The sequence below is a fragment of the Pseudomonas sp. AC463 genome (genome assembly GCF_979253585.1).
Map to the genome: position 1 here is coordinate 333,897 of NZ_CEEDDZ010000002.1, position 23,947 is coordinate 357,843.

The 23,947-nt window shown below is 61.6% G+C and carries 25 protein-coding genes and 1 riboswitch; of the genes, 18 read left to right on the forward strand and 7 right to left on the reverse strand.

Going from position 1 to position 23,947, the window contains the following annotated elements; all coding sequences use genetic code 11:
- Window positions 1-193 precede the first annotated feature (193 nt).
- The 16 genes from AC0IYH_RS03725 (at window position 194) to AC0IYH_RS03800 (ending at window position 13,549) form a co-directional block, all read left to right on the forward strand.
- Complete coding sequence (locus AC0IYH_RS03725; RefSeq protein ID WP_122772333.1) at window positions 194-823, forward strand: NlpC/P60 family protein; 630 nt, start codon at window positions 194-196, stop codon at window positions 821-823.
- A 144-nt stretch (window positions 824-967) separates the two neighbouring features.
- Complete coding sequence (locus AC0IYH_RS03730) at window positions 968-1,507, forward strand: C40 family peptidase (RefSeq protein WP_471832990.1); 540 nt, start codon at window positions 968-970, stop codon at window positions 1,505-1,507.
- Window positions 1,508-1,579: 72 nt separating this feature from the next.
- Window positions 1,580-1,815, forward strand: a riboswitch (cobalamin riboswitch).
- Between the two features lie 78 nt (window positions 1,816-1,893).
- Window positions 1,894-2,505: a cob(I)yrinic acid a,c-diamide adenosyltransferase gene (gene cobO, locus AC0IYH_RS03735; RefSeq protein ID WP_158876912.1), complete on the forward strand. Its 612-nt coding sequence runs from the start codon at window positions 1,894-1,896 to the stop codon at window positions 2,503-2,505.
- Window positions 2,502-3,899, forward strand: a complete 1,398-nt coding sequence (locus tag AC0IYH_RS03740) for a cobyrinate a,c-diamide synthase (protein WP_471832991.1) — start codon at window positions 2,502-2,504, stop codon at window positions 3,897-3,899. Before cobO ends, AC0IYH_RS03740 begins: the two co-directional genes overlap by 4 nt.
- Window positions 3,896-4,546, forward strand: coding sequence for a 5,6-dimethylbenzimidazole synthase (gene bluB, locus AC0IYH_RS03745; RefSeq protein WP_471832992.1), 651 nt, complete (start codon window positions 3,896-3,898; stop codon window positions 4,544-4,546). Before AC0IYH_RS03740 ends, bluB begins: the two co-directional genes overlap by 4 nt.
- On the forward strand, window positions 4,543-5,451 hold the full coding sequence (gene cbiB, locus AC0IYH_RS03750; protein ID WP_471832993.1) for an adenosylcobinamide-phosphate synthase CbiB: 909 nt from the start codon (window positions 4,543-4,545) through the stop codon (window positions 5,449-5,451). Before bluB ends, cbiB begins: the two co-directional genes overlap by 4 nt.
- Window positions 5,444-6,433 carry a threonine-phosphate decarboxylase CobD gene (gene cobD, locus AC0IYH_RS03755; RefSeq protein WP_471832994.1) on the forward strand — a complete coding sequence of 330 codons (990 nt, stop codon included), beginning with the start codon at window positions 5,444-5,446 and terminating at the stop codon, window positions 6,431-6,433. Before cbiB ends, cobD begins: the two co-directional genes overlap by 8 nt.
- Complete coding sequence (locus AC0IYH_RS03760) at window positions 6,430-7,881, forward strand: cobyric acid synthase (protein WP_471832995.1); 1,452 nt, start codon at window positions 6,430-6,432, stop codon at window positions 7,879-7,881. Before cobD ends, AC0IYH_RS03760 begins: the two co-directional genes overlap by 4 nt.
- A 373-nt stretch (window positions 7,882-8,254) precedes the next feature.
- Entirely contained in the window at window positions 8,255-8,776 is a 522-nt protein-coding gene (gene cobU, locus AC0IYH_RS03765; RefSeq protein ID WP_471832997.1) for a bifunctional adenosylcobinamide kinase/adenosylcobinamide-phosphate guanylyltransferase, read from the forward strand.
- Entirely contained in the window at window positions 8,773-9,828 is a 1,056-nt protein-coding gene (gene cobT, locus AC0IYH_RS03770) for a nicotinate-nucleotide--dimethylbenzimidazole phosphoribosyltransferase (RefSeq protein ID WP_471832998.1), read from the forward strand. The genes cobU and cobT overlap by 4 nt, the downstream gene beginning before the upstream one ends.
- Window positions 9,825-10,400, forward strand: a complete 576-nt coding sequence (gene cobC, locus AC0IYH_RS03775) for an alpha-ribazole phosphatase family protein (RefSeq protein ID WP_471832999.1) — start codon at window positions 9,825-9,827, stop codon at window positions 10,398-10,400. Before cobT ends, cobC begins: the two co-directional genes overlap by 4 nt.
- A 2-nt stretch (window positions 10,401-10,402) precedes the next feature.
- Complete coding sequence (locus tag AC0IYH_RS03780; RefSeq protein WP_471833000.1) at window positions 10,403-11,131, forward strand: adenosylcobinamide-GDP ribazoletransferase; 729 nt, start codon at window positions 10,403-10,405, stop codon at window positions 11,129-11,131.
- 42 nt (window positions 11,132-11,173) lie between these two features.
- A complete protein-coding gene (locus AC0IYH_RS03785; protein ID WP_116626162.1) occupies window positions 11,174-11,578 on the forward strand; it encodes a MarR family transcriptional regulator in 405 nt (134 codons plus the stop codon).
- 63 nt (window positions 11,579-11,641) lie between these two features.
- On the forward strand, window positions 11,642-12,841 hold the full coding sequence (locus tag AC0IYH_RS03790) for an MFS transporter (protein ID WP_163821335.1): 1,200 nt from the start codon (window positions 11,642-11,644) through the stop codon (window positions 12,839-12,841).
- Window positions 12,838-12,960 carry a hypothetical protein gene (locus tag AC0IYH_RS03795; RefSeq protein WP_277420874.1) on the forward strand — a complete coding sequence of 41 codons (123 nt, stop codon included), beginning with the start codon at window positions 12,838-12,840 and terminating at the stop codon, window positions 12,958-12,960. The genes AC0IYH_RS03790 and AC0IYH_RS03795 overlap by 4 nt, the downstream gene beginning before the upstream one ends.
- Window positions 12,961-12,994: 34 nt before the next feature.
- Window positions 12,995-13,549, forward strand: a complete 555-nt coding sequence (locus AC0IYH_RS03800) for a redoxin domain-containing protein (RefSeq protein ID WP_116626164.1) — start codon at window positions 12,995-12,997, stop codon at window positions 13,547-13,549.
- 65 nt (window positions 13,550-13,614) lie between these two features.
- On the opposite strand, the gene AC0IYH_RS03805 is transcribed toward AC0IYH_RS03800, so the two are convergent.
- The 4 genes from AC0IYH_RS03805 to AC0IYH_RS03820 form a co-directional block, all read right to left on the reverse strand.
- Window positions 13,615-14,919 carry an outer membrane protein transport protein gene (locus AC0IYH_RS03805; RefSeq protein ID WP_122772322.1) on the reverse strand — a complete coding sequence of 435 codons (1,305 nt, stop codon included), beginning with the start codon at window positions 14,917-14,919 and terminating at the stop codon, window positions 13,615-13,617.
- 146 nt (window positions 14,920-15,065) lie between these two features.
- Window positions 15,066-15,548, reverse strand: a complete 483-nt coding sequence (locus AC0IYH_RS03810; RefSeq protein WP_101272363.1) for a hypothetical protein — start codon at window positions 15,546-15,548, stop codon at window positions 15,066-15,068.
- A 277-nt stretch (window positions 15,549-15,825) separates the two neighbouring features.
- Complete coding sequence (locus tag AC0IYH_RS03815) at window positions 15,826-16,047, reverse strand: hypothetical protein (RefSeq protein WP_024076751.1); 222 nt, start codon at window positions 16,045-16,047, stop codon at window positions 15,826-15,828.
- Window positions 16,048-16,490: 443 nt separating this feature from the next.
- A complete protein-coding gene (locus tag AC0IYH_RS03820) occupies window positions 16,491-16,796 on the reverse strand; it encodes a hypothetical protein (protein WP_116626166.1) in 306 nt (101 codons plus the stop codon).
- A gap of 457 nt (window positions 16,797-17,253) precedes the next feature.
- Here AC0IYH_RS03820 and AC0IYH_RS03825 point away from each other — a divergent pair, with 457 nt between their 5' ends.
- Window positions 17,254-17,577 carry an SEL1-like repeat protein gene (locus AC0IYH_RS03825; protein WP_101272361.1) on the forward strand — a complete coding sequence of 108 codons (324 nt, stop codon included), beginning with the start codon at window positions 17,254-17,256 and terminating at the stop codon, window positions 17,575-17,577.
- A gap of 175 nt (window positions 17,578-17,752) precedes the next feature.
- On the forward strand, window positions 17,753-19,117 hold the full coding sequence (locus tag AC0IYH_RS03830) for a DNA recombination protein RmuC (RefSeq protein ID WP_163821316.1): 1,365 nt from the start codon (window positions 17,753-17,755) through the stop codon (window positions 19,115-19,117).
- Between the two features lie 39 nt (window positions 19,118-19,156).
- Here AC0IYH_RS03830 and AC0IYH_RS03835 read toward each other — a convergent pair whose 3' ends face one another.
- The 3 genes from AC0IYH_RS03835 to AC0IYH_RS03845 all read right to left on the reverse strand — a co-directional run bounded on the left by AC0IYH_RS03835 (window position 19,157) and on the right by AC0IYH_RS03845 (window position 23,733).
- The gene (locus AC0IYH_RS03835; protein ID WP_471833001.1) at window positions 19,157-22,627 is read right to left on the reverse strand and encodes a hybrid sensor histidine kinase/response regulator; all 3,471 of its coding nucleotides are present in this window, start codon (window positions 22,625-22,627) and stop codon (window positions 19,157-19,159) included.
- A gap of 114 nt (window positions 22,628-22,741) precedes the next feature.
- Window positions 22,742-23,125 carry a YbaN family protein gene (locus tag AC0IYH_RS03840; protein WP_116626170.1) on the reverse strand — a complete coding sequence of 128 codons (384 nt, stop codon included), beginning with the start codon at window positions 23,123-23,125 and terminating at the stop codon, window positions 22,742-22,744.
- A gap of 20 nt (window positions 23,126-23,145) precedes the next feature.
- The gene (locus AC0IYH_RS03845) at window positions 23,146-23,733 is read right to left on the reverse strand and encodes a YecA family protein (RefSeq protein WP_116626171.1); all 588 of its coding nucleotides are present in this window, start codon (window positions 23,731-23,733) and stop codon (window positions 23,146-23,148) included.
- Window positions 23,734-23,947: the final 214 nt, after the last annotated feature.

Sequence of the window (23,947 nt, forward strand, 5' to 3'; positions counted from 1 at the left end):
GTTTCGGCATTTTACAGGCGTCAGAAAACCTGCGTTTGAGCCCGTCTGGCTACGCATTTGAAGCTAAAAATGGAATTACGGCTTAGATGTCATAGTCCAATCGCGAAGTCACATAGATCACGATTGAATTTGCAAATCGATGTGATAGTGGGCATAGTCTCGACTTCTTTACATACCAGCCACGGTCGTGCCCATGCTAAATCGCTTCGCACCCCTCGTGCCTCTCGCACTCGTTACCCTGTTGTTTGGTTGTGCCTCCCACCCTCAACAGGTGGTTGAGCAGCAAAAGCCTCAACAACAATCCCAGGCTAAATTCGTTGCAGCGCAGTCTTCCACTGTCTATGAGGAAGAAGTTGCTACGGAGAACGAACTGGCTGGCTTCGCCAGCAACAAGCCTTACCAGCTTCCAGTTCTGGCCGACAGCATCCTCGAACGCGGCATGTCCCTGATCGGTACCCGTTACCGTTTCGGCGGTACCTCCGAAGCCGGTTTCGACTGCAGCGGTTTCATCGGCTACCTGTTTCGTGAAGAAGCTGGCATGAACCTGCCACGCTCCACCCGCGAAATGATCAACGTGAAAGCACCGTTGGTCGCACGCAACAACCTCAAGCCCGGTGATCTGCTTTTCTTCAGTACTGCAGGCCGCGGTCGTGTCAGCCATGCCGGTATCTACTTGGGCGATAACCAGTTTATCCACTCCAGCAGCCGTCGCAGTGGTGGTGTCCGAGTCGACAACCTGGGCGACAGCTACTGGAGCAAAACCTTCATCGAAGCCAAGCGCGCACTCGCCATGGCCCCGACGACGGTTACCGCCAGCAAGTAAACTTAAAGTGATACTTGAAGTTTGACGTGTAAGCGCTAGAATCCCTGGACATTGTTGTAATCCGTTCGCGCGAGCTTTGCTTGCGCGTTCTGGTTTTCAGCGTTCGGCAGCGAAAGCCGCATCCAGACCAGGATTGTTCTGCACATGTCGACGTCAGCCCGCTTGATTCTCATTGTTTGCGCCGCGCTCCTCAGCGCCTGCGCAAGCCGCCCACCGCCGCCCGCTCCCGTAGCGGTCAAGCCCAAGCCGGTGTTCAACTATTCCACCCAGAATTTCTCGCCTGCTGCCGAAGACGTGCTCTTCCGTGCGCTGGGCCTGGTCGGCACGCCTTACCGTTGGGGCGGCAACACGCCGGATTCGGGTTTTGATTGCAGTGGCCTGATCGGGTTCGTCTACCGTGATGCCGCCGGCATCTCCCTGCCACGCACCACCCGCGAACTGATCGTGATGCGTGCCCAGGATGTCAGTGAGCAGAACCTGCAAACCGGTGACCTGCTGTTCTTCGCCACTGGTGGCGGCTCCCAGGTCAGCCACGCGGGTATCTACGTTGGCGAAGGCCGCTTTGTGCACGCGCCGCAAACCGGCGGTACGGTGAAGCTGGACACCTTATCCAAGGCCTATTGGCAGAATGCCTACCTCAGCGCCAAGCGCGTATTGCCAGCGAACCTGGCGCGTAATCCCTAGAAAGCTGATTTATACGCGGCAAGACGGCGCAACGCCTGCTTGCCGCTTGCAGCTAGCCCCCCAACCCACTAACCTTCGCCGCTTGTTTCAGGTGCTCTGTGACCCACGGGTCGACCGAGTGAAACAGGGAAGCCGGTGAGTGAGCGCATTTGTACACAATGCTGCCGCGATCCCGGCGCTGCCCCCGCAACGGTAAATGAGAAAAAACGCTGCCTTCTGCCACTGTATCGCGCGCGATATGGGAAGGCGCAGCGTCGGCCTGCTTGCCACTCATGAGCCCGGAGACCGGCCTGAACCATTCAACAGCATCACGGTGGGCGATGCTTGGCTGTCTGTACGTTTTTTTCCTGCCCGCCGTTTTTGTTCAGCCCCAACGGAGAGCTGCCATGACCGATACCCCCGACCGCGACGAACGCCACCTGGCGCGCATGCTGCGCAAAAAAGCCGTGATCGACGAGCGCATCGCCAACTCCCCGAATGAATGCGGCCTGCTGCTGGTACTCACCGGCAACGGCAAGGGCAAAAGCAGCTCGGCGTTCGGCATGCTGGCCCGGGCCATGGGCCACGGCATGCAGTGCGGCGTGGTGCAGTTCATCAAGGGCCGCAACAGCACCGGTGAGGAGCTGTTTTTCCGCCGCTTCCCCGAGCAAGTGCGCTTCCACGTGATGGGCGAAGGGTTCACCTGGGAAACCCAGGACCGCCAGCGCGACATCGCCGCCGCCGAAGCCGCCTGGGCGGTGTCCCGCGAGCTGCTGCAAGACCCGTCCATTGGCCTGGTCGTGCTGGATGAACTGAACATCGCCCTCAAGCACGGCTACCTCGACCTCGACCAGGTGCTCAGCGACCTGCAAGCCCGCCCACCCATGCAGCACGTGGTGGTCACCGGCCGTGGCGCCAAGCCTGAGTTGATCGAAATGGGCGACACCGTCACCGAAATGGGCATGCTCAAGCACGCCTTCCAGGCCGGTATCAAGGCACAGAAGGGCGTCGAACTTTGAACGAGCCCCGTCATTGCCCGGCCGTGTTGATCGCCGCACCGGCGTCCGGCCAGGGCAAAACCACCGTCACCGCTGCGCTGGCCCGGTTGCATCGCAACCTGGGGCGCAAGGTGCGTGTGTTCAAGTGCGGCCCGGACTTCCTCGACCCGATGATCCATGAGCGTGCCAGCGGCGCGCCGGTGTATCAGTTGGACATGTGGATGGTGGGCGAGCAGGAAAGTCGTCGCCTGTTGTGGGAAGCGGCGGGGGAAGCCGACCTGATCCTGATCGAAGGCGTGATGGGCCTGTTCGACGGCACGCCGTCCAGCGCCGACCTGGCGCGCCACTTTGGCGTGCCGGTGTTGGGCGTGATCGACGGCACCGCTATGGCCCAGACCTTCGGCGCTCTGGCCCTGGGCCTGGCGCGTTACCAGCCGGACCTGCCATTCGCCGGCGTGCTGGCCAATCGCGTCGGCACCCTGCGCCATGCGCAATTGCTCGAAGGCAGTCTCACCGAAGGTCTGCGCTGGTACGGCGCGCTGTCCCGTGAAACCGGGATTGAACTGCCCAGCCGCCACCTCGGCCTGGTGCAGGCCAGCGAACTGAATGATCTCGACGTGCGCCTGGACGCCGCCGCCCAAGCCTTGGGCAGTAGTTGCGAAGTCGCTTTGCCGCCACCAGTGACCTTCGCCGCGCCGCAAGTGATCGACGCCGAACCGTTGCTGGCCGGGGTGCGTATTGCCGTCGCCCGCGACGAGGCCTTCGCCTTTACCTACGGCGCCAGCCTCGACCTGCTGCGGGCGATGGGCGCCGAGCTGAAATTCTTTTCTCCGATCCATGATCGCGAATTGCCTGACGCAGACAGCCTCTATCTGCCCGGCGGTTACCCGGAACTGCACCACGTCGCGCTGTCGGAAAACACCCCGATGCTCGACGCCATCCGTGCCCATCACGCCGCCGGCAAGCCTTTGCTCGCCGAGTGTGGCGGCATGCTTTACCTGCTCGATTCGCTCACCGACGTCGACGGCACCCGTGCCGAACTGGTCGGCCTGCTGCAGGGCGACGCCGTGATGCAAAAGAAACTCGCGGCGCTGGCCCTGCAAAATGTCGATCTGCCGGAGGGCACGTTGCGCGGGCATACCTATCACCATTCGTTGACCACGACGGAATGGGAGCCGATTGCTCGCGGCCTGAGCCCCAATGGTGGGCGCGGCGCCGAAGCGGTGTATCGGCAGGGGCGCATGACGGCTTCCTATGTGCACTTTTATTTTCCGTCCAACCCTGCTGCCGTTGCCGCACTTTTTGCGCCGAACCCTGAGTTCGCCATCGGGGGCAAGTCGAATCGTCGCACCGCCCCTCCCACAGTTGACCGTGTTCCAAATGTGGGAGGGGGCTTGCCCTCGATGAGGCCATGACCGACAACGCCTTCCCCGAGGCCGACCGCCAGGCCGTCTACCGCGCCATCGCCGAACGCCGCGACATGCGCCACTTCAGCGGCGGCACGGTCGCCCCCGAATTGCTGCACCGCCTGCTCCAGGCCGCACACCAGGCCCCCAGCGTGGGCCTGATGCAACCGTGGCGCTTCATCCGCATCAGCGACCGCCACCTGCGTGGGCAGATTCAGCAACTGGTGGAAGAAGAGCGCGTACGCACCGCCGAGGCCTTGGGCGAACGCTCCGACGAATTCATGAAGCTCAAGGTCGAAGGCATCCACGATTGCGCCGAAGTGCTGGTGGCGGCGCTGATGGATGATCGCGAGCGGCATATCTTCGGGCGCCGCACCTTGCCGGAAATGGACATGGCCTCGCTGTCCTGCGCGATCCAGAACCTGTGGCTGGCGGCGCGCGTCGAGGGGCTGGGCATGGGCTGGGTCTCGCTGTTCGAGCCCCAGGCTCTGGCCGACCTGCTGGGCCTGCCGCCTGGCGCCAAACCCCTGGCCGTGTTGTGCCTGGGGCCCGTCGCCGAGTTCTATCCGGCACCGATGTTGCAGCTCGAAGGCTGGACCGAACCGCGGCCGCTGAGTGACATGTTGTATGAAAATGTGTGGGGAGTGAGTCAATGAGTGTGGCCTTGCTGTGTGTCGCGGCGGTGGCGCTGGATGCGCTGCTGGGCGAACCCAGGCGCTGGCATCCGCTGGTAGCGTTCGGTAATTTTGCCGGGCGTATCGAGCAGCGTTTCAACAGCGGTGGCCGTGGCTGGCGCAGCCACGGCGTGACTGCATGGTTTATCGCCGTGGTGCCGCTGACCCTGCTGGCTACCGCGTTGTCGTGGGCGCCGTATATCGGCTGGGTGCTGGAGATTATCGCGTTGTACTTGGCGCTGGGCATGCGCAGCCTCGGCGAACACGTGATTCCGGTGGCCCAGGCGTTGCGCAGCGATGACCTGGAGGAGGCGCGCAAGCGTGTGAGCTACCTGGTCAGCCGCCAGACCAGCGAGCTGGACCGCACCGAAGTCGCCCGCGCCGCCACCGAATCGGTGCTGGAAAACGGCAGCGACGCGGTGTTCGCGGCGATTTTCTGGTTTGTGGTCGCCGGCGTGCCGGGCGTGGTGCTCTACCGCCTGAGCAATACCCTGGATGCCATGTGGGGTTATCGCAACGAACGCTTCGAACGCTTCGGCTGGGCCGCAGCAAAAATCGACGATGTGCTGAACTACATTCCTGCACGCCTGGTGGCGTTGACCTACGTCGTCTTGGGCAATACTCGCCTCGCCCTCAAATGCTGGCGCACCCAGGGCCCGACCTGGGACAGCCCCAACGCCGGCCCGGTGATGGCAGCCGGTGCAGGCGCGCTGGGCGTGGAGCTTGGCGGTGCCGCGATTTACCACGGCGAAGTGCACCAACGCCCTCAGTTGGGCGAAGGCCCGGCGGCGGATGCCGATTCCATCGACCGGGGCTGGCAACTGGTGCAGCGCGGCGTATGGTTGTGGCTGCTGATCCTATGTGCGGGGGCGCAATTCTATGCTTGAACACGGTGGCCGGTTGCGCAAGGCGGCGCTCCAGTACGGGATTGCCGAGGCGGATTGGTTGGACCTGTCCAGCGGCCTCGCGCCCTGGCCGTGGCCGATCCCCGAGATTCCGCTGCGGGCCTGGGCACGCTTGCCCGAAACCGACGACGGCCTGGAGCAGGCCGCCAGCGAGTATTACGGCGCTGCGCATCTGTTGCCGGTGCCCGGCTCCCAGGCGGCGATCCAGTTGCTGCCGCGCCTGCGCCGGGCCGGCAAGGTCGGCGTGCTGTCGCCGTGCTACGCCGAGCACGCCGAAGCTTGGCGTCGCGCCGGTTACGTGGTGCGCGAAGTGCAGGAGCAGGAGGTCGATTTCTTCCTCGACAGCCTCGATGTGCTGGTGGTGGTCAACCCCAACAACCCCACCGGCCTGAGCCTGAGCCCGCAACGCCTGCTCGACTGGCACACGCGGCTGGCCCAGCGCGGCGGCTGGCTGGTGGTGGATGAAGCCTTCATGGACGTGACCCCGCAGCTGAGCCTGGCCGGCCAGGCCCATCAGGTCGGCCTGATTGTGCTGCGTTCGTTCGGCAAGTTTTTCGGCCTGGCCGGTGTGCGCCTGGGCTTTGTGCTGGCCGAACGCAGGCTGCTCAAGTTGCTCGCCGAACAGGTCGGGCCGTGGGCGGTCGGCGGGCCGACGCGGGTGCTGGGCCAGGTGTGCCTGCGCGACACCGCGGGGCATGCGCAGCAACGTGCGCGCTGCATCGAAGCCGGCCAGCGCCTGTACGCCTTGCTTGAACGCCATGGTTTTCAGCCGCAGGGCGGCTGCGCGTTGTTCCAATGGCTGATCACGCCGCACGCCGAGCGCATGCATGAATTCATGGCCCAGCGCGGCATCCTGTTGCGCCTGTTTGCCCACGACAGCAGCCTGCGTTTCGGCCTGCCCGACACCGACGCCGACTGGCAGCGCCTCGACGCCGCTTTGGCGGCCTACAAGGAAGCGGTATGAGTACGCTGATGGTGCAAGGCACCACCTCCGACGCCGGTAAAAGCACCCTGGTGACCGCGCTGTGCCGTTGGCTGGTGCGCCAGGGCGTGGCGGTGGCGCCGTTCAAGCCGCAGAACATGGCGCTCAACAGCGCCGTGACCGCCGAGGGCGGCGAAATCGGTCGCGCCCAGGCGGTGCAGGCCCAGGCGGCCAACCTCGCGCCGCACACCGACATGAACCCGGTGCTGCTCAAGCCCAACAGCGACACCGGCTCCCAGGTGATCATCCACGGCCGCGCCGTCACCAGCATGAACGCGGTGGCCTATCACGACTACAAAGCCATCGCGATGCAGGCGGTACTGGCCTCTCACGCGCGGTTGAGCGCGGCCTACCCGGTGGTGGTGGTCGAGGGCGCGGGGTCGCCGGCGGAGATCAATCTACGCGCCAATGACATCGCCAATATGGGCTTTGCCGAGGCGGTGGATTGCCCGGTGCTGTTGATCGCCGATATCAATCGCGGTGGGGTGTTTGCGCATTTGGTTGGGACGCTGGAGTTGCTGTCGCCCAGTGAGCAGGCGCGGGTCCAGGGTTTTATCATCAACCGGTTTCGCGGGGACATCGCGTTGTTGCAGCCGGGGCTGGATTGGCTGGAAGCGCGCACCGGGAAGCCGGTGGTGGGGGTGTTGCCTTATGTGATGGACCTGCACCTGGAGGCTGAGGACGGTATCGATCGGCGTCAGATTGATAAGGCGGCCCAGGTGCTCAAGGTGGTGGTGCCGGTGTTGCCGCGTATCAGTAACCATACGGATTTTGATCCGTTGCGCCTGCATCCGCAGGTGGATTTGCAGTTTGTGGGACCGGGGCAGGCGATTCCGGCGGCGGATCTGATTATTTTGCCGGGCTCTAAAAGTGTGCGCAGTGATTTGGCCTATTTGCGTGCCAATGGGTGGGACACGGCGGTGGCGCGGCATTTGCGGTATGGCGGCAAGGTGTTGGGGATTTGTGGTGGGTTGCAGATGCTGGGGGAGCAGGTGCATGACCCGTTGGGGTTGGAGGGGCCTGCCGGTTCCAGTGATGGGTTGGGGTTGTTGGCGTTTAGTACGGCGCTTGAAGAAGAGAAGCAGTTGCGCAATGTGCGGGGGCGGTTGGTGCTTGAGGGGGCAGAGGTCAGTGGGTATGAGATTCATGCCGGGGTGACGTCCGGTAGTGCTCTGGAGCATGCCGCTGTGCTGTTGGATGACGGTCGTAGTGATGGGGCTTTGAGTGCGGACGGGCAGATTCTTGGTACGTATCTGCATGGGTTGTTTGAGACGCCGGCGGCTTGCAGCGCCTTGTTGCGGTGGGCTGGGTTGGAGGATGTGCAGGAGGTTGATTATCACGCGTTGCGCGAGCGGGATATCGAGCGGTTGGCTGACTTGGTCTCGGATCACCTCGACACTGATCTGTTGCGCAAGCTATGCGGGATTTGACTATGTGTACGCGGTTGAAATGTGGGAGGGGGCTTGCTCCCGATAGCTATGTATCTGTGTACATATCCATTCCTGCGGTAACGGCGGCCTACGGTTCCGCTCTTACAGCGGGTCACTTTTGGAAAGACCCAAAAGTAACCAAAAGGTCTTCGCCCCACCACTCGGCACCTCGCTTAAGCTCGGTGTGCCCGAACGAAGGCTTGAATCCGTGGGCCGCCGCGATGGGCCATCCTTGGCCCAGCGCGGCTAACCCGGCGTCCTGCCGGGTTACCCACGGATTCAAGCCTGCGTTCGGCCAGCGTGGTTTACGGGGCGATCTCAGATCAAGATCAAGGGCGACTCGCTTCGCATTGCAGATGGGTGGGGGTGTTTCGTGCTTCAACTGATTTTGGGTGGGGCTCGGTCTGGGAAGAGTCGGCTGGCTGAAAAGCTCGCCAGCGATAGTGCGTTGGCCGTTATTTACATCGCCACCAGCCAGCCGTTGGATGGGGAGATGAATGAGCGCGTCGCGCTGCATCGTCAGCGTCGTCCTGAGCATTGGGGGTTGATCGAAGAACCTGTTGAGTTGGCGCGGGTGCTGCGTGAGAACGCCGCCGTAGGACGCTGCTTGTTGGTGGATTGCCTGACCCTCTGGCTTACCAATCTGCTGATGCTCGAAGACGCCGATCGCCTCGCCTTCGAGCGCGATCAATTGCTTGAAACCCTGGCGTCGTTGCCAGGTGAAATCATTTTTGTCAGCAACGAGACCGGTCTGGGTGTCGTGCCGCTGGGCGAATTGACTCGCCGCTATGTGGATGAAGCCGGTTGGCTGCATCAAGCTTTGGCCGAGCGGTGTCAGCGTGTTGTCCTGACGGTTGCCGGCCTGCCTCTGACTTTGAAAGGTATTGCGTTATGACTGACACCTGGTGGCTCAACCCTTGTAAGGCGATTGATGCCTCGGCGTACGAACAAGCTCTGGCGCGCCAGCAGCAATTGACTAAGCCGGCCGGTTCTCTGGGGCAACTGGAGGCGCTGGCGGTGCAGTTGGCTGGGCTGCAAGGGCGGGTCAAGCCGTCGGTGGAGCAGGTGTGGATTGCGATTTTTGCCGGTGATCACGGTGTGGTGGCGGAAGGGGTGTCGGCGTTTCCTCAGGAAGTGACGGGGCAGATGCTGCATAACTTTGTCACCGGTGGCGCGGCTATCAGTGTGTTGGCGCGGCAGTTGGATGCTCGGTTGGAAGTGGTTGATCTTGGCACCGTCACGCCGTCGCTGGAGTTGCCGGGTGTGCGCCATTTGAATATCGGCGCGGGCACGGCGAATTTTGTTAACGGCCCGGCGATGACTGAGGCTCAGGGGCGCCTGGCGCTGCAAGCGGGTCGCGACAGTGTGCTGCGCGCGCGTGAAAGCGGTGCGCAGTTGTTTATCGGCGGCGAGATGGGTATCGGCAATACCACCGCTGCGAGTGCGTTGGCGTGTGCGTTGCTCGATTGTCAGGTCAGCGATCTCACAGGGCCGGGCACCGGGTTGAATGCTCAGGGCGTCAGCCACAAGGTGGCGGTGATCGAGCGCGCGTTGGCGTTGCATGCGGCGCAGCGCGGGGATGGGTTGCAGACGCTGTTCAACCTGGGTGGTTTTGAGATTGCGGCGTTGGTGGGGGCCTATCTGGCCTGTGCCCAGGAAGGCGTCGTGGTGCTGGTTGACGGGTTTATCTGCAGCGTTGCGGCGTTGGTTGCCACGCGTTTGAATCCGGCTTGCCGTGAGTGGCTGGTGTTTGGCCATCGTGGCGCCGAGCCGGGTCATCAGCATGTGCTGCATAGCCTTGATGCGCAGCCGTTGCTGGAACTTGGTCTGCGCCTGGGCGAGGGCAGTGGCGCGGCGCTGGCGGTGCCGTTGTTGCGCCTGGCGTGTGCGCTGCATGGGCAGATGGCAACCTTCGCCGAAGCTTCCGTGGCAGACCGCCCGGCATGACTTTGTACCTGGACCTGCTGCGCCACGGCGAAACCGAGCTGGGCGGCGGCCTGCGTGGCAGCCTGGATGATGCGCTGACCGCCAAGGGCTGGGAGCAGATGCGCGCCGCCGTGGTGGCGCGCGGGCCTTGGGATCGGTTGGTCAGCTCGCCGTTGCAGCGTTGCGCGCTGTTCGCCCATGAGTTGGGCGCGCAACTTAATGTGCCGGTGAGCCTGGAAAAGGATCTGCAGGAGCTGCACTTCGGCGCCTGGGAAGGGCAGAGTGCGGCGGCGTTGATGGAGACGGATGCCGAGGGGCTGGGCCTGTTCTGGGCGGATCCCTATGGCTTTACGCCGCCCGAGGGGGAGCCGGTCAGCGAATTTTCCCATCGCGTTCTCGGCGCGGTCTCACGCTTGCATCAGGCTTATGCCGGTGAGCGCGTGTTGCTAATCAGCCATGGCGGCGTAATGCGCCTGTTGCTGGCGCGGGCACGTGGCTTGCCTCGCGAGCAACTGCTGAATGTCGAAGTCGGTCACGGCGGGCTGTTCAGCCTGCAGGTGGCGGCGGATGGCGTATTGAAGGAAGGCGAATAAGCATGCTGGCGTTCTGGATCGCCCTGCAATTTCTCAGCAGCCTGCCGATTCGGTTGCCGGGCATGCCGCAGCCTCAGGAGTTGGGGCGTTCGCTGCTGTTTTATCCGGTGGTCGGCCTGTTATTCGGCGTGCTGCTATGGGCTCTGAATACGGCATTGATGGGCGCACCGTTGTTACTGCACGCCGCCTTGCTGCTGACCGCCTGGGTATTGCTCAGTGGCGGCCTGCACCTGGACGGCCTGGCGGACAGCGCCGATGCCTGGCTGGGTGGCTTCGGCGACCGCGAGCGCACGCTCACCATCATGAAAGACCCGCGCAGCGGGCCGATTGCGGTGGTTACCCTGGGGCTGGTGTTGCTGCTCAAGTTCACCGCGTTGGTGGCGTTGATCGAGCAGCACAACGGCGCGGCGCTGATTCTTGCTCCGCTGATCGGGCGCGCGTCGATGCTCGCATTGTTCCTGACCACGCGTTATGTGCGTGCAGGCGGATTGGGCCAGGCGCTGTCGGATCATTTACCCAGAGTTGTCGGCCAACAGGTGCTGATCCTCAGCGGCCTGGCGTGCATCCTCATCGGCGGTTTCAGCGGCGGGATCGCCGTGTTGCTCGCTACGCTGTGCTTTATGGGGCTGCGCCAATTGATGATCAACCGCCTCGGCGGCACCACCGGTGACACCGCCGGCGCGTTGCTGGAGCTGTTGGAAGTGGCGGTGTTGGTCGGCCTGGCGCTGTAACACTTTCTTGCATTTCCTTAATCGCGGGTATATACACGCTCCATGCTTGCTTCCCAATGTTTATGCACCAACCTGCGACGTGCCGCCCGTGGCGTCAGCCGGTATTACGACGGCGCCCTCGACGGCTTCGGAATCAACGTCGCCCAGTATTCTTTGCTGTGCAACTTGCAGCGCCTCGATCAGCCAAGTATTTCCAGCCTGGCCGAAGCCATGGGCCTGGATCGCAGCACCTTGGGGCGCAACCTGCGGGTGCTGGAGTGCGAAGGGCTGGTGCAGTTGGTCGAAGGCAATGACCTGCGCAACCGCCTGGTGTTGCTCACCGACGCCGGTGCAGAACGTCTGGCCGCCGCCTTGCCGGCCTGGGAAGCGGCGCAGCAGAAATTGATCGATCAACTCGGCGCGGATAAACGCGAAACCTTGTTGGCCTTGCTGGATGAACTCGCCTGAAGGCGGGTTTGTTCGAATACAAGCGGGTATATACCCGCGAGCGGAGAATAAGAAATGACCTCGATGTGGCGCACCAGTGGTTGGATCCTTGTGGGGAGTGCGCTGATCCTGGCGTTGTCGTTGGGCGTGCGGCATGGTTTCGGTCTTTTTTTGGCGCCGATGAGCAGCGAGTTTGGTTGGGGCCGTGAGACGTTTGCGTTTGCCATCGCCTTGCAGAACCTGATCTGGGGCCTGGCGCAGCCGTTTACCGGCGCGCTGGCCGACCGTTTTGGCGCCACCAAAGCGGTGTTTGTCGGCGGTGTACTGTACGCCGTAGGCCTGGTGTTGATGGGCATGTCGGATTCGGCGTGGTCGCTGTCCCTGAGCGCGGGCCTGCTGATTGGCATTGGGCTGTCCGGTACCTCGTTCTCGGTGATTCTCGGCGTGGTCGGGCGTGCCGTGGCGCCGGAAAAACGCAGCATGGCCATGGGCATTGCCAGTGCGGCCGGGTCGTTCGGCCAGTTCGCCATGGTGCCGGGCACCCTGGGCCTGATCAGTTGGCTCGGCTGGTCGGCCGCCTTGCTTGCGCTGGGCTTGATGGTGGCGTTGATCCTGCCGCTGGTCAGCATGCTCAAGGACAAGCCGCTGCCGGTGATGGCCGGCCAGCAAACCCTGGGTGAAGCGCTGAAGGAAGCCTGCTCCCATTCCGGGTTCTGGCTGTTGGCGTTCGGCTTTTTTGTCTGCGGTTTCCAGGTGGTGTTTATCGGTGTGCACCTGCCGGCGTACCTGGTCGATCAACACTTGCCGGCGACCGTCGGCACGACGGTGCTGGCGTTGATCGGCCTGTTCAATATCTTCGGTACCTACACCGCCGGCTGGTTGGGCGGGCGCATGTCCAAGCCGCGCTTGCTCACCGGTCTGTACCTGCTGCGCGCGGTGGTGATTGCGCTGTTCCTGTGGGCGCCGGTGACTGAAGTCACGGCGTACCTGTTCGGCATGGCCATGGGCTTCCTGTGGTTGTCCACGGTGCCGCTGACCAACGGCACCGTCGCCACGCTGTTTGGTGTGCGAAATCTCTCGATGCTCGGTGGGATCGTGTTCCTCTTCCACCAATTGGGTTCGTTCCTCGGCGGCTGGTTGGGCGGGGTGGTCTATGATCGAACCGGTAACTACGATTTGATCTGGCAGGTCGCGATTCTGTTGAGCCTGCTCGCCGCCGCCCTCAACTGGCCGGTGCGTGAGCGGCCGGTGGCGCGCTTGCAGGCGCAACTGGAGGCAGCATGAGTTTCAACGGGTACCTGTTGGGTGGGGCCGCAGCAGTCACGCTTTTGTTGCTGCTGGCCTGGTGGGGTTGGCAGCGCGGTGGCCTGGCGTTGATGCAACTGGGTATGTCGATCTGTTAAGTTCGATGCCTGTACTTCTATAGGACGTTTCGACATGCAGATGCGCTGGCTCGCTGTACCCGTGCTGATGGCTGCGTTTGGTGGCGTGGCGATGGCTGCCGATTGCCCTCCCTTGCTCGAAGGGCAATTGCCCAAGCTGCGCGCCAAGGAATCCATCGACTTGTGCCAACGCTTTGCCGGCAAGCCGCTGGTGATCGTCAACACGGCGAGCTTCTGTGGCTTCGCGCCGCAATTCAAAGGCCTTGAAGCGCTGTACCAACGCTACAAGGGTGAAGGACTGGAGGTGATCGGCGTGCCGTCGGATGACTTCAAGCAGGAAGCCAAGACCGGCGAAGAGACCGCCAAGGTCTGCTACGTGAATTACGGCGTGACCTTCACCATGACCGAGCCGCAGAGGGTCAAGGGGCCGGACGCGGTGCACCTGTTCAAGGTGCTGGCGCAGCAGACCGACGCGCCGCCGAAGTGGAATTTCTACAAGTATGTGGTGGACCGCCAGGGCAAGGTGATAGCTAACTTCTCCAGTCTGACCAAGCCGGACAGCCCGGAGTTGATCAAGGCGGTGGAGGAGGCGATAGCTTCTAAACCCTGATCAGCGGCGACTAAAAAGCCCCGCCTCCTTTGCAGGAGAGCGGGGCTTTTTTATGCAGTTTTAGATCAGAACTTGTACGTCAGGCCCAGGCCGAAACCGTTGGCGCTGTTTTTGTACTTGGAGCTGTAGGACGAGCCCAGTTCGTTGGTCTTGTTGATCTTGACCGGTTCTTCCTTGAGGTAGGAGTAAGCCACGTCGATGGTCATGTTATCCATTACGGCGTAGCCCAGGCCCAAGCTGAAAATGGTGCGGTCGCCGGTAGGGATACGTGGCGAACGATCCTTGTTGTTGGTTGGGGATTGGTCGAAGGTCAGACCGGTACGCAGCACGACTTGTTTGGTCAACTGGTACGAGGTACCCACAGCGTAGGCCCAAGTGTCGTGCCAGTTCTGCGGTTCTGAAATCTGGCTGACAATCCGCGGTGCCAGTGCACCGCCATTAGCGACTGTTACGCCTTCGTTGTTGACCGTAATGTCTTTCAAACGGCTCCAGCGGGTCCAGGTCGCGCCGCCATACAGCTTCCAGTCATCACTCAAATCTTGAGTGACCGAGGCATCCCAGGATTCAGGGGTATCGACTTTCAGCGATGCGTCGTAGCGGGCGCCCGCCAAGTAGCCTGCCGGTACGCCGGTACCTGGAGTCACTTCGGTGTGGCCTTTGAGCTTGTACTTCACTTTCGAGTGGTAGGTCAGGCCAACGCGTGTAGTGTCGGTGGCTTGCACCAGGATACCGGCGTTGAAACCAAGGGCCGTGTCATCGCCCTTGACCTTGATCTTGCTGTCACCGGTACCGGCGAGGCCTGGAAGTGGAACTGATGCCAGGCTTGGCTGCGATTCCAGAGTGCCGGCGATCCGGTTGATGGTCGGGCCAAAACCGATCGAAACTTTGTCATTGAAGGCGTAGCTGACGGTCGGTTGGAAGGTGATAACCGACACTTCGCTCTTGCTGCCAAAGGCACGGCCCTGGAAGCCACTTTCGTAGTCGGTCTTCAGGCCAAACGGCGCATAAACACCGAAGCCGATCGCCCACTGTTCGTTGAGTTTGTTGGTGTAGAAGCCGAATGGAACCCCGGTGAAAGGAACCATGTCACCCTTGTTACTGCCGGAAGAGCGGCCGCCTGCATCTTTGATATCTGTGGAGGCGTCGATGACTGCAACACCACCCGTAATCTGCTGGCCTTCGAGGCGAGCCATACCGGCAGGGTTACCATAAACAGTGCTTGCGTTATCGGCAGAAGAAGAGCGGCCTGCGAATCCTGTACCCATCCCGGCGACATCTTGTTCGTTAAGGGCAAAGCCGCTTGCGAAGATGCTGGAAGAGGCCATGGCAACGGCGAGGCTAAGTGTGGTCTTGAGCATTACTTTTTTCATTATTAGAACTCCGTGGTGATCACCGCTGCGGAAAGTAACAATAAATTTAACATCGCGCTATAGGCTGTAATGCAGGAGATAGAGCGGTTTTGTAGGACAATCCGACCAGAATTCAGGGTTTTTGGCGAATCTTGCAAATTGCCCGGTCAGCAAACCACGTGATTCATGGGTGAAACGCAGGTTTGCCACGCTTGAGTGAAATCGCGCAGCCTTCCTTGAGGGTGAAAAATTTCTTTCCAGATACGCGCCATGGCCAAAACATCGCCCGGCGGAGGGAGTGCAGGGGTGTGTTGCTCTACCAGCAGCCAGGCGATGGCGGTGGCGTAACGCAGGTTTACCGTCAGTTCAAGTTGAGGCGCGCTGAGAAACGCATGCTGGCTGGCCAGCCCGCGTACCAGGCTGGCGCGCTCGGGGTCCAGGGCCAGGTAGTTATCCCACAGGGCGCGATGGCGGGGTTCGGTTATGCTGTACAGACCGTGCCCGCGGCGGTCGTGCAAGGCCGAGCCCAGTTCCGACTGACTGGCGGCAATGCCCAGCAGCAGGGATTCAGCCGTCTGGTTATGGCGACCGAGGTACATCAACGTCGGCCGGATCACATAACGACACAATTCGCTGGCAGCGATACCCATACATGCCTCAATCCGTGAAAGTGGTCGACGAGGCCTGAGGGGGGGCTTGGCAGCAGTGAATCGGATCTCAGGCTCGCCGGAAGCGGATCATGCCGCTTGAGTTGAAGTGTAGTGTCATATTTGTGATGTAAAGGACTGTTTTTAAAACATCTTCGCCATGCAGTTATAACGCTTATATCTATTTGAACTTAGCGCAAAGGCTCAAATTAGAAATGCCAGGCAATAAAAAACCCTGTGTTTTAAACAGGGTTTTTTGTGTTTCAGCGACTCGGGTCGATCAGGCAACCAGTGCCTGACGGGTACGCTCGATCACGGCCTGCAGCGGTTCTGCGCTGGAGTATTGATCGGGGTACAGGCGTTCGCTGTGACGAGCGATGCCGTGTTCGTTGACCAGGGTGAAGCTGAAGCAGCCTTTGCGAGCGGCCATGATCAGGCAGTTCATTGGAGCAAAAGCGTTGGTGAGGGTGCGAATGGCATCCTGAGTGTGGATAGTCGACATATTATTGGTGTTCCTACAAATGACACGGTTAAGAACCGTGCAACGTTAAAACGTTCCAGTGACGTTGATCACCATTGATCGAACGAAGAACCCGACTGGAACAAAGCAGCCAGTTTGAAGCGCTGATAAGTTAGGCGCGCTTGGGCTGGCAGGTAGGTACTTAGGAGGGCAGGCAACACAACAGGGGCAAAGGTTCTGGGCCCGGGGTGAAGATCCTGATCAATTTGCAGGCTGGTTCGGTCAGAGTATTGAGACTTCGCGACACCCTTTGCTTGTTCAAAGGCAGTGTCGTCGCAAGTGATACCTGGAAACCATCGAGGTGGTCGATCCCGTGTTGTTCAGGGGAGTTGTTCGACCAGAATTGACTTTCAGCTTGGTACTAACGCCGCGGATAGTAACGGATTGAAACCGGGAAGGGAAGTGTGCTAGCCAAAAAACTTCAACTAGCCACCCAGCAGCCCGCGATACACCAGCACCGTGGTAGCCGCCGCCATCGAGCAGCCCAGCCCATACGCTGCCAGGGTCAGGCGCAGGGATTGCCCCGTCTCGACCACCTTCATCACATCGCGCATATCATTGATGCGGCCTTCGCCCAGTTCGATGCACAGGCTCACGGCGGTGAACGCCGCAGACAGCAGGATAGCGATGGCAAACAATGCGCCATCCGGCGATGGCAGTGCTGCGTTGATCCCCAGCGAAATCACACAGATTGCAAGTAACAACACGGCGAATAACAGAATTCCTTTCATCGACCTCACTCACCGTCGCGATGCAGGTCGAGAGTGTGGCGAGCCCGCAACGATTTGAAAAGTCCCTGGTCGGCCCCTGCGGTAACATTTTTGCAGCCTGTCGCTTCAAACAAAGCCACTGATATAACCGGAGGGTGTGTACTTGTGCACATTAGTTGCGGCATGTGTAACCACGCCGTCATCTACCTTGTCGGGACGCCGTTAGCCTGCAATGGAAATTTAAGTCAATGAAAAATCTGGCTTTTTTTTATTGGTGAAAAAATCGTCAGTTTGACTGCGGCCCCCATTCCATGGGGCTTTGCGAGCCTTAAAGGGGGGTTGTCCACTGAGTTATCCACAGCTTCTGTGGATTGTCCCGAGCGCTTGCTCTAGAACGGGCGTGCAAGGTTTTTTCAGCTTTACCTGTAGGAAAAAAAGAGTAGAGTGGCGCGCCTTCCGTTCTGTCCCGCAGTGCTTTATGAAGTTTCGCTCAGTATCACCTTCTGTTACCGACACCCCGCAGACTGTTACCGTACCCAAGCGTTTTTCCTTGAAGGTCGCCCTGTGGTTGCTCGACAGCCCGCGCCTGGGCCATAACACCAACGTCAAACACTTCGCCGGGCGTTTACTCAAGCAGCCGGCCCGCGAGGGTGTAGTCGCGGCACAAAGCCGCCTGGGCCAGTTGATGTGCCGTGAGTGCGGCAACGCCCGCGACCGCCGCATCGGCCACGACCTGCTGCGCCTCGCCGCTCGTGCCGGCGACCGCCGCGCCCAGCGGGAACTGGGCCAGGTCGAAGACTGAGCTGTCCTCCCGCCCTGTGCTTGGTTAACCTTGCTCTTTTTCGGTAATGGCAGAAATGGCTATGGCTTTTGACTGGACCAGTATTGCCTTGGGTCTCGCTGGCGCTGCAGTGCCTTTATTGGCCGTGTGCTGGCAGATCCAGCGGCGGTTGACCGCGCGCACCACGGGCTGGGAACTGCTCGAAGAGCGCCTGGCCACTGCGCAACTGGCTCAGGAAGGCCTGGCCGCCCAACTGGACGCCAGCCGCGACGAGATCAGCGACCTGAGCCATGCCAATGCCGCCAAGCAGGCCGATCTGGCCGCCGTGCGCCGTGAAGTCGAGTTGCTGCAGATCGACCGCGACAATGCCCGCGACGCCGCCCACGCCTGGAACCTCGACCGTAGCGCCAAGGAAACCGAATTGCGCCGCCTCGACGCGCTGTCGGCGGCCTTGCGCGCCGAACTGCGCGAGCAACAGGACAGCCATCAACAGCGCCTCACCGACCTGCAAGGCTCGCGGGACGAGCTGCGCGCGCAGTTTGCTGAACTGGCCGGCAAGATTTTTGACGAGCGCGAGCAGCGTTTCGCCGAAACCAGCCAGGAACGCTTGGGGCAATTGCTCGATCCATTGAAGGAACGCATCCAGTCGTTCGAAAAACGCGTGGAAGAAAGCTACCAGAATGAAGCACGCGAGCGCTTTTCCCTGGCCAAGGAGCTTGAACGCCTACAGCAGTTGAACCTGCGCCTCTCAGACGAAGCCACCAACCTGACCCGCGCCCTCAAGGGCCAGAAAACCCAGGGCAACTGGGGTGAGCTGATTCTCGAGCGCGTGCTGGAACATGCCGGCCTGGAAAAGGGCCGCGAGTACCAGACCCAAGTCAGCCTCAAGGGCCCGGACGGCGAGCGCTTTCAGCCAGACGTGTTGATCATGTTGCCTGGCGACAAACAGGTGGTGGTGGATTCCAAGGTCAGCCTGACCGCGTATCAACAATACGTGGCAGCGGACGACGAGGTGATCGGCCAGGCCGCGCTGAAGCAGCACGTGCTGTCGCTGCGCAATCACGTCAAAGGCTTGGCCGGCAAGGATTACAAACGTTTGGAAGGCCTGCACAGCCTGGATTTCGTGTTGCTCTTCGTGCCGATCGAAGCGGCGTTTTCCGCAGCCTTGCAGGCCGAGCCCAACCTGTTTCAGGAAGCCTTCGACCGCCATATCGTTATCGTCAGCCCGACGACTTTGCTGGCCACCTTGCGGGTGATTGACAGCCTGTGGAAGCAGGAACGCCAAAGCCAGAATGCCCGGGAAATCGCCGAGCGTGCCGGTTGGCTGTACGACAAGTTCGTGCTGTTTATCCAGGACTTGGATGAAGTGGGCAACCGCTTGCAGCAGTTGGACAAGGCTTACAGCGCGGCGCGAAACAAGCTGACAGATGGACGCGGAAATCTGGTCAGCCGCACCGAGCAACTGAGGTTACTCGGCGCCCGGGCGAGTAAAAGCCTGCCGGCAGATCTGCTGGAGCGGGCAATGACCGATTCAGATGGTGTAGCGCACGTCCCCGAGTAAATGCAGATCCAAATGTGGGAGGGGCGGTGTACATCCTTGCTATAGCGGCAAATGCCGACTCAACAACGCCCGCAACGCCGCCGGCTTTACCGGCTTGGCCAGGTAGTCCAACCCCGCCGCATGCACCTCGGCCACCATCTCCGGGCGGCCGTCGGCGCTGATGACCACCCCGGGAATCGGCTCCGCCAGTTGCGCCCGCAGCCAGCCCATCAATTCGGTGCCGGTTTCGCCGTGGTCCAGGTGGTAATCCACCAGTGCCAGCTGCGGGCGCACGCCTTCGGCCAGCAACGCCGCGCATTGCGCCTGGTCGGTGGCGGTCCATACCTCGCAGCCCCAGCGCGTGAGCAAGCTGCGCATGCCGATCAGGATGCTTTCTTCGTTATCCACGCACAGCACCTGTGCACCGCTCAGCGGCAGGCCGTTTTCCTGCACGGGTTTGACCTGCGGGCTGGCCTGGTTGCGCGCCAGCGGCACACGCACGCTGAACACGCTGCCTTTGCCCGGCCAGGAGCGCACGCTCAAGCGGTGCCCCAGTACGCGGCACAAGCCGTCGGCAATCGCCAGGCCCAGGCCCAGGCCTTTCTCGGCGCGGGTCTGGTGGCTGTCGAGGCGCTTGAACTCTTCGAAGATCACCTTCTGTTTATCCTGCGGGATACCGGGGCCACGGTCCCACACTTCCAGGCACAGCTCGCCCTTGCGCCGGCGTACGCCAAGTAACACGGGGCCGTCGGCATAACGGAAGGCGTTAGTCAGAAAATTCTGCAGAATTCGCCTGAGCAACTTGATGTCACTGTCTACCCGCAAGCGGCTGCCACGCAGGCGGAAGCGCAAACCTTGCTCCTGGGCCAGCGCCTTGAACTCGGCGCCGAGGGTGTCGAACAGTTCGTTGAGTACAAAGGGCTGGCGCTGCGGGTTGATCTTGCCGTTTTCCAGGCGAGAGATATCCAGCAAGTCGCTGATCAGGTCTTCGGCGGAGCGCAGCGAGCTATCCAGATGCTGCACCAGTTGCCGAGCCTCGCTGGACAGGCCGTCGTGCTGGTGGGAGAGGGCGGCCGAAAACAGGCGTGCAGCGTTCAACGGCTGCATCAAGTCATGGCTGACCGCCGCGAGAAAGCGCGTCTTCGACTGGCTGGCAGACTCGGCCACACCCTTGGCGTCGGTGAGCGCCACATTCAGTTGCGACAGCTCATGGGTGCGCTCGGTGACCCGTTGTTCCAGGCCTTCGTTGGCCTCGGTGAGGGCCTGCTCGGCTTCGCGGAACGCCGTAATGTCGGTAAAACTCATGACAAAACCGCCACCGGGCATCGGGTTGCCGATCAGCTCGATCACGCGGCCGTTCGGGAACAGGCGCTCGGAGGTGTGCGCACGGCCCTGGCGCATCCAGTGCAGGCGGCGCGCCACGTGCACCTCGGCTTCGCCCGGCCCGCACAGGCCGCGCTCGGCGTTGTAGCGAATAATGTCGGCAATCGGCCGGCCCACGCTGATCAGCCCGTCGGGGTAGTTGAACAGCTCCAGGTAGCGTCGGTTCCAGGCCACCAGCTTGAGCGACTGGTCCACCACGCTGATGCCCTGGGTGATGTTCTCGATGGCGCCTTGCAGCAATGCGCGGTTGAACTGCAGCACTTCCGACGCTTCGTCGGCGATGCGTACTACGTCCTCCAGCTGCATTTCCCGCCCTTCGATGGCGGCTTTCACCACCGCCCGGGTCGACGATGCACCGAGCACGCCCGCCAGCAGTCGCTCGGTGTGGGCGATCCAGTCGTTATCGGCGTTCTGGTTGGGATTGAAGCCTTTGCCCTGGCGATAGGCGAAGCGGATGAAACTCTGCTGCGCGCGCTCGTCGCCTACAAACCGCGCCGCGAGGCTGAGCAGGTCGCTGATCTGGACTGACAACATCGAACGGGCGCTGGCGCGCTGGCTGATTTCCTGGCCGATAAAACGACCGGCCTGCCAGTGTTCCGACACGCGTGTGCGCGACAGCATCGACACCCACACAAACAACGTGAAGTTGCCCGCCAGGGAAAACACGGTGCCCAGGGTCAGCGAAGTGACTGACAAGCCCAGTGGGTGGGAATGCATCCACGTCAGGCCGGGGAAAAGGCTCAAGGACCAGCCCAGGCTTTTCGCCGTAACCGGTAGGACCAGGGTGTAGAACCACAAGAAAGTCCCCGCCGCCAACCCGGCGAACACCCCACGGCGGTTGGCCTGTTTCCAATACAACGCGCCGAGCATGGCCGGTGCCAGTTGGGTCACGGCGGCGAAGGCGATCTGGCCGATGGTCGCCAGGCTCGCGCTGGAGCCGAGCAGGCGGTAGCTGACATACGCCAGCAACAGGATGATCACGATACTCACACGGCGCACCGAGAGCATCCAGTGGCGGAACACTTCGAACGGCCGCTCGGCGCTGGAGCGGCGCAGCAGCCAGGGCAGCAACATATCGTTGGAGACCATGGTCGACAACGCGATGCTCGCCACGATCACCATGCCGGTGGCCGCCGATGCGCCGCCGATAAACGCCAGCACCGCCAGGGCCGGATGGGCTTCGGCCAGGGGCAGGCTGATCACGTAGGAGTCCGGCAGCACCGAACCGGGCAGCATCATCTTACCGCCCAAGGCAATAGGGATTACAAACAGTGCGGCGAGGATCAGGTAGGCCGGGAACACCCACTTGGCCAGGCGCAGGTCCTGCGGGTCGATGTTCTCCACCACGGTGACGTGAAACTGCCGGGGCAGACAGATGATCGCCATCATGGCCACGCCGGTCTGCACCACCATCGAGGGCCAGTTGATGGTTTCTTTCCAGTATTCCTCAAGCCTCGGGGCGAGCATCGCCTGGCTGAACAGGTCGCCGAAACCGTCATACAGGCCGAAGGTCACGAATGCGCCGACCGCCAGAAAGGCGAACAGCTTGACCAGCGATTCAAACGCAATCGCCAGCACCATGCCCCGGTGGTGCTCGGTGGCGTCGAGGTTGCGTGTGCCGAACACAATGGTGAACAGCGCCAGCACCAGCGACACAATCAGCGCGGTGTCCTGCGCGCGGGTGCCGGTGGTGTCGGCCCCCGCACCGATCAGCAGGTTGACCCCCAGCACGATGCCCTTGAGTTGCAGGGCGATATAGGGCAGCACGCCGACCAGGCAGATCAACGCCACCACCACGGCCAGGGACTGGGATTTACCGTAGCGCGCGGCGATAAAGTCGGCGATGGAGGTGATGTTTTCCTGTTTGCTGATCAGGATCATCTTTTGCAGCACCCAGGGCGCCAACACCAGCAGCAGTACCGGCCCCAGGTAGATCGGTAAAAATGCCCACAACTGTTCGGCAGCCTGGCCTACGGCGCCAAAGAAGGTCCAGCTGGTGCAATACACCGCCAGCGACAGGCTATACACCCAGGCACGCATGCGCGGCGGCAACGGCGCGCGGCGGCGGTCACCATAAAAGGCAATGGCAAACATAATGGCCATATAGGCCAGGGCAACGGCGGCGATCAGCCCGCTGGACAACGTCATGGTAACTCCGCGCATAAGAACACCCGGGCATTCCAGGCCCGGTTGGACAGTCTCGCATGATGCTTGGGGTTAGTCAGTGTCGACCAAGGTCTGAGCGCGACCTGATGTCGCGGCTTAGCGCGGTGGCAGGGTTTTCTGACGCAGGATGTAGATCGTCACCAGCACGGCGCTGGTCAGCATGAAGCCACGGGCCCACGGCAACGGCACCAGGTAGCAGGAGAAACCGATGCTCAGCCACATCAAGCCGATGGCGTAGACCTTGCCCTTGAGCGGGATGCCATTGCCGTCGAGATAATCGCGGATCCACGGGCCCAGGCGCGGGTGTTCCACCAGCCAGTGATAGAAGCGCGGGGAACTTCGCGCGAAGCAGGCGGCGGCGAGCAGCAGGAAAGGGGTGGTAGGCAGCACCGGCAGGAAGATGCCGATGACCCCCAGCGCTACACTGAGCCAGCCGATGGCCAGCAGCACGTAGCGCAGGAGCAGCGAGCGATTGCCCATGGGTGTCACGGGCAAGCGACTCAGTGGTGACGTGGCTTGAGGATCGCCGGTTTTTCGTCAGGGGCGTTGCACAGCAGGTACAGGGCGGTCAGGGCTTCCGGGATCTGTACGATCATGTCGTCCATCAGGTTGGCGTCGGAAGCGATGTCGGCGAATTCCGGCTGGTCGTCGAACAGGCCCGAGCCGACCATGATCGGCAACAGCATTTCGCTGACTTCTTCTTCGGCGGTTTCGAACCAGGCGGCTTCACGCAGGAATACGCCTTCCATGAAACCGATGCACCAGCCGCGCAGGTCGGAGTCATCCGGTTCTTCGCCGAGGTCCAGCTCGCATGGCAGTTCGAATTCCTCGTCGGAAGCCAGCTGGCGACCGATGTGGGCCTTGAGGGCCAGCAAGGTCGATTCGATTTCTTCGCGTTGGGCGTCGTCGGTGTAGTGCGGCTCTTCGGCGAACAGCGCGTCGATCCATTCACGGTCGGGGACGACCTCGGAGCAGATCGACAGGGCGGTCAGGTAGCCGTGGGCGGCCACGTAGTCCAGCGCCTCGTCATGCAGCTCATCGGCGTCGAGGAAGGCTTGCAGGCGGGTTAGTTGCTCAGCGAAGGACATTGAAGAGTTACCTTGGGAATAAACGATGCTGAATTCTAGGCTTTCTTGAGCGCCCAGGCCAGCCGCACGGCATTTTAGATGGCGGCCGCTATTCGTCAGCGGCGCCCTTTGCCGGGTGAGGCTCGGGTATACTGCCGCGTTTTGTGATGCCCCTGCAGGCCAAGCGCCAACCTGAGAAAACTTCGCTTACGGATTATTTCCCGTGCCGGCGGGT

What these genes read in the sequence shown, in the direction of transcription:
- AC0IYH_RS03800 (WP_116626164.1), top strand. Translation starts at nt 12,995, where the DNA reads ATGCAGATGCGCTGGCTCGCTGTACCCGTGCTGATGGCTGCGTTTGGT.
- AC0IYH_RS03730 (WP_471832990.1), top strand. Translation starts at nt 968, where the DNA reads ATGTCGACGTCAGCCCGCTTGATTCTCATTGTTTGCGCCGCGCTCCTC.
- AC0IYH_RS03760 (WP_471832995.1), top strand. Translation starts at nt 6,430, where the DNA reads ATGAGTACGCTGATGGTGCAAGGCACCACCTCCGACGCCGGTAAAAGC.
- AC0IYH_RS03790 (WP_163821335.1), top strand. Translation starts at nt 11,642, where the DNA reads ATGTGGCGCACCAGTGGTTGGATCCTTGTGGGGAGTGCGCTGATCCTG.
- AC0IYH_RS03805 (WP_122772322.1), bottom strand. Translation starts at nt 14,919, where the DNA reads ATGAAAAAAGTAATGCTCAAGACCACACTTAGCCTCGCCGTTGCCATG.
- AC0IYH_RS03840 (WP_116626170.1), bottom strand. Translation starts at nt 23,125, where the DNA reads ATGGGCAATCGCTCGCTGCTCCTGCGCTACGTGCTGCTGGCCATCGGC.
- AC0IYH_RS03820 (WP_116626166.1), bottom strand. Translation starts at nt 16,796, where the DNA reads ATGAAAGGAATTCTGTTATTCGCCGTGTTGTTACTTGCAATCTGTGTG.
- cobC (WP_471832999.1), top strand. Translation starts at nt 9,825, where the DNA reads ATGACTTTGTACCTGGACCTGCTGCGCCACGGCGAAACCGAGCTGGGC.
- AC0IYH_RS03785 (WP_116626162.1), top strand. Translation starts at nt 11,174, where the DNA reads ATGCTTGCTTCCCAATGTTTATGCACCAACCTGCGACGTGCCGCCCGT.
- AC0IYH_RS03780 (WP_471833000.1), top strand. Translation starts at nt 10,403, where the DNA reads ATGCTGGCGTTCTGGATCGCCCTGCAATTTCTCAGCAGCCTGCCGATT.
- cbiB (WP_471832993.1), top strand. Translation starts at nt 4,543, where the DNA reads ATGAGTGTGGCCTTGCTGTGTGTCGCGGCGGTGGCGCTGGATGCGCTG.
- AC0IYH_RS03815 (WP_024076751.1), bottom strand. Translation starts at nt 16,047, where the DNA reads ATGTCGACTATCCACACTCAGGATGCCATTCGCACCCTCACCAACGCT.
- AC0IYH_RS03810 (WP_101272363.1), bottom strand. Translation starts at nt 15,548, where the DNA reads ATGGGTATCGCTGCCAGCGAATTGTGTCGTTATGTGATCCGGCCGACG.
- AC0IYH_RS03845 (WP_116626171.1), bottom strand. Translation starts at nt 23,733, where the DNA reads ATGTCCTTCGCTGAGCAACTAACCCGCCTGCAAGCCTTCCTCGACGCC.
- AC0IYH_RS03795 (WP_277420874.1), top strand. Translation starts at nt 12,838, where the DNA reads ATGAGTTTCAACGGGTACCTGTTGGGTGGGGCCGCAGCAGTCACGCTT.
- cobT (WP_471832998.1), top strand. Translation starts at nt 8,773, where the DNA reads ATGACTGACACCTGGTGGCTCAACCCTTGTAAGGCGATTGATGCCTCG.
- bluB (WP_471832992.1), top strand. Translation starts at nt 3,896, where the DNA reads ATGACCGACAACGCCTTCCCCGAGGCCGACCGCCAGGCCGTCTACCGC.
- AC0IYH_RS03825 (WP_101272361.1), top strand. Translation starts at nt 17,254, where the DNA reads ATGAAGTTTCGCTCAGTATCACCTTCTGTTACCGACACCCCGCAGACT.
- AC0IYH_RS03725 (WP_122772333.1), top strand. Translation starts at nt 194, where the DNA reads ATGCTAAATCGCTTCGCACCCCTCGTGCCTCTCGCACTCGTTACCCTG.
- cobD (WP_471832994.1), top strand. Translation starts at nt 5,444, where the DNA reads ATGCTTGAACACGGTGGCCGGTTGCGCAAGGCGGCGCTCCAGTACGGG.
- AC0IYH_RS03835 (WP_471833001.1), bottom strand. Translation starts at nt 22,627, where the DNA reads ATGACGTTGTCCAGCGGGCTGATCGCCGCCGTTGCCCTGGCCTATATG.
- cobO (WP_158876912.1), top strand. Translation starts at nt 1,894, where the DNA reads ATGACCGATACCCCCGACCGCGACGAACGCCACCTGGCGCGCATGCTG.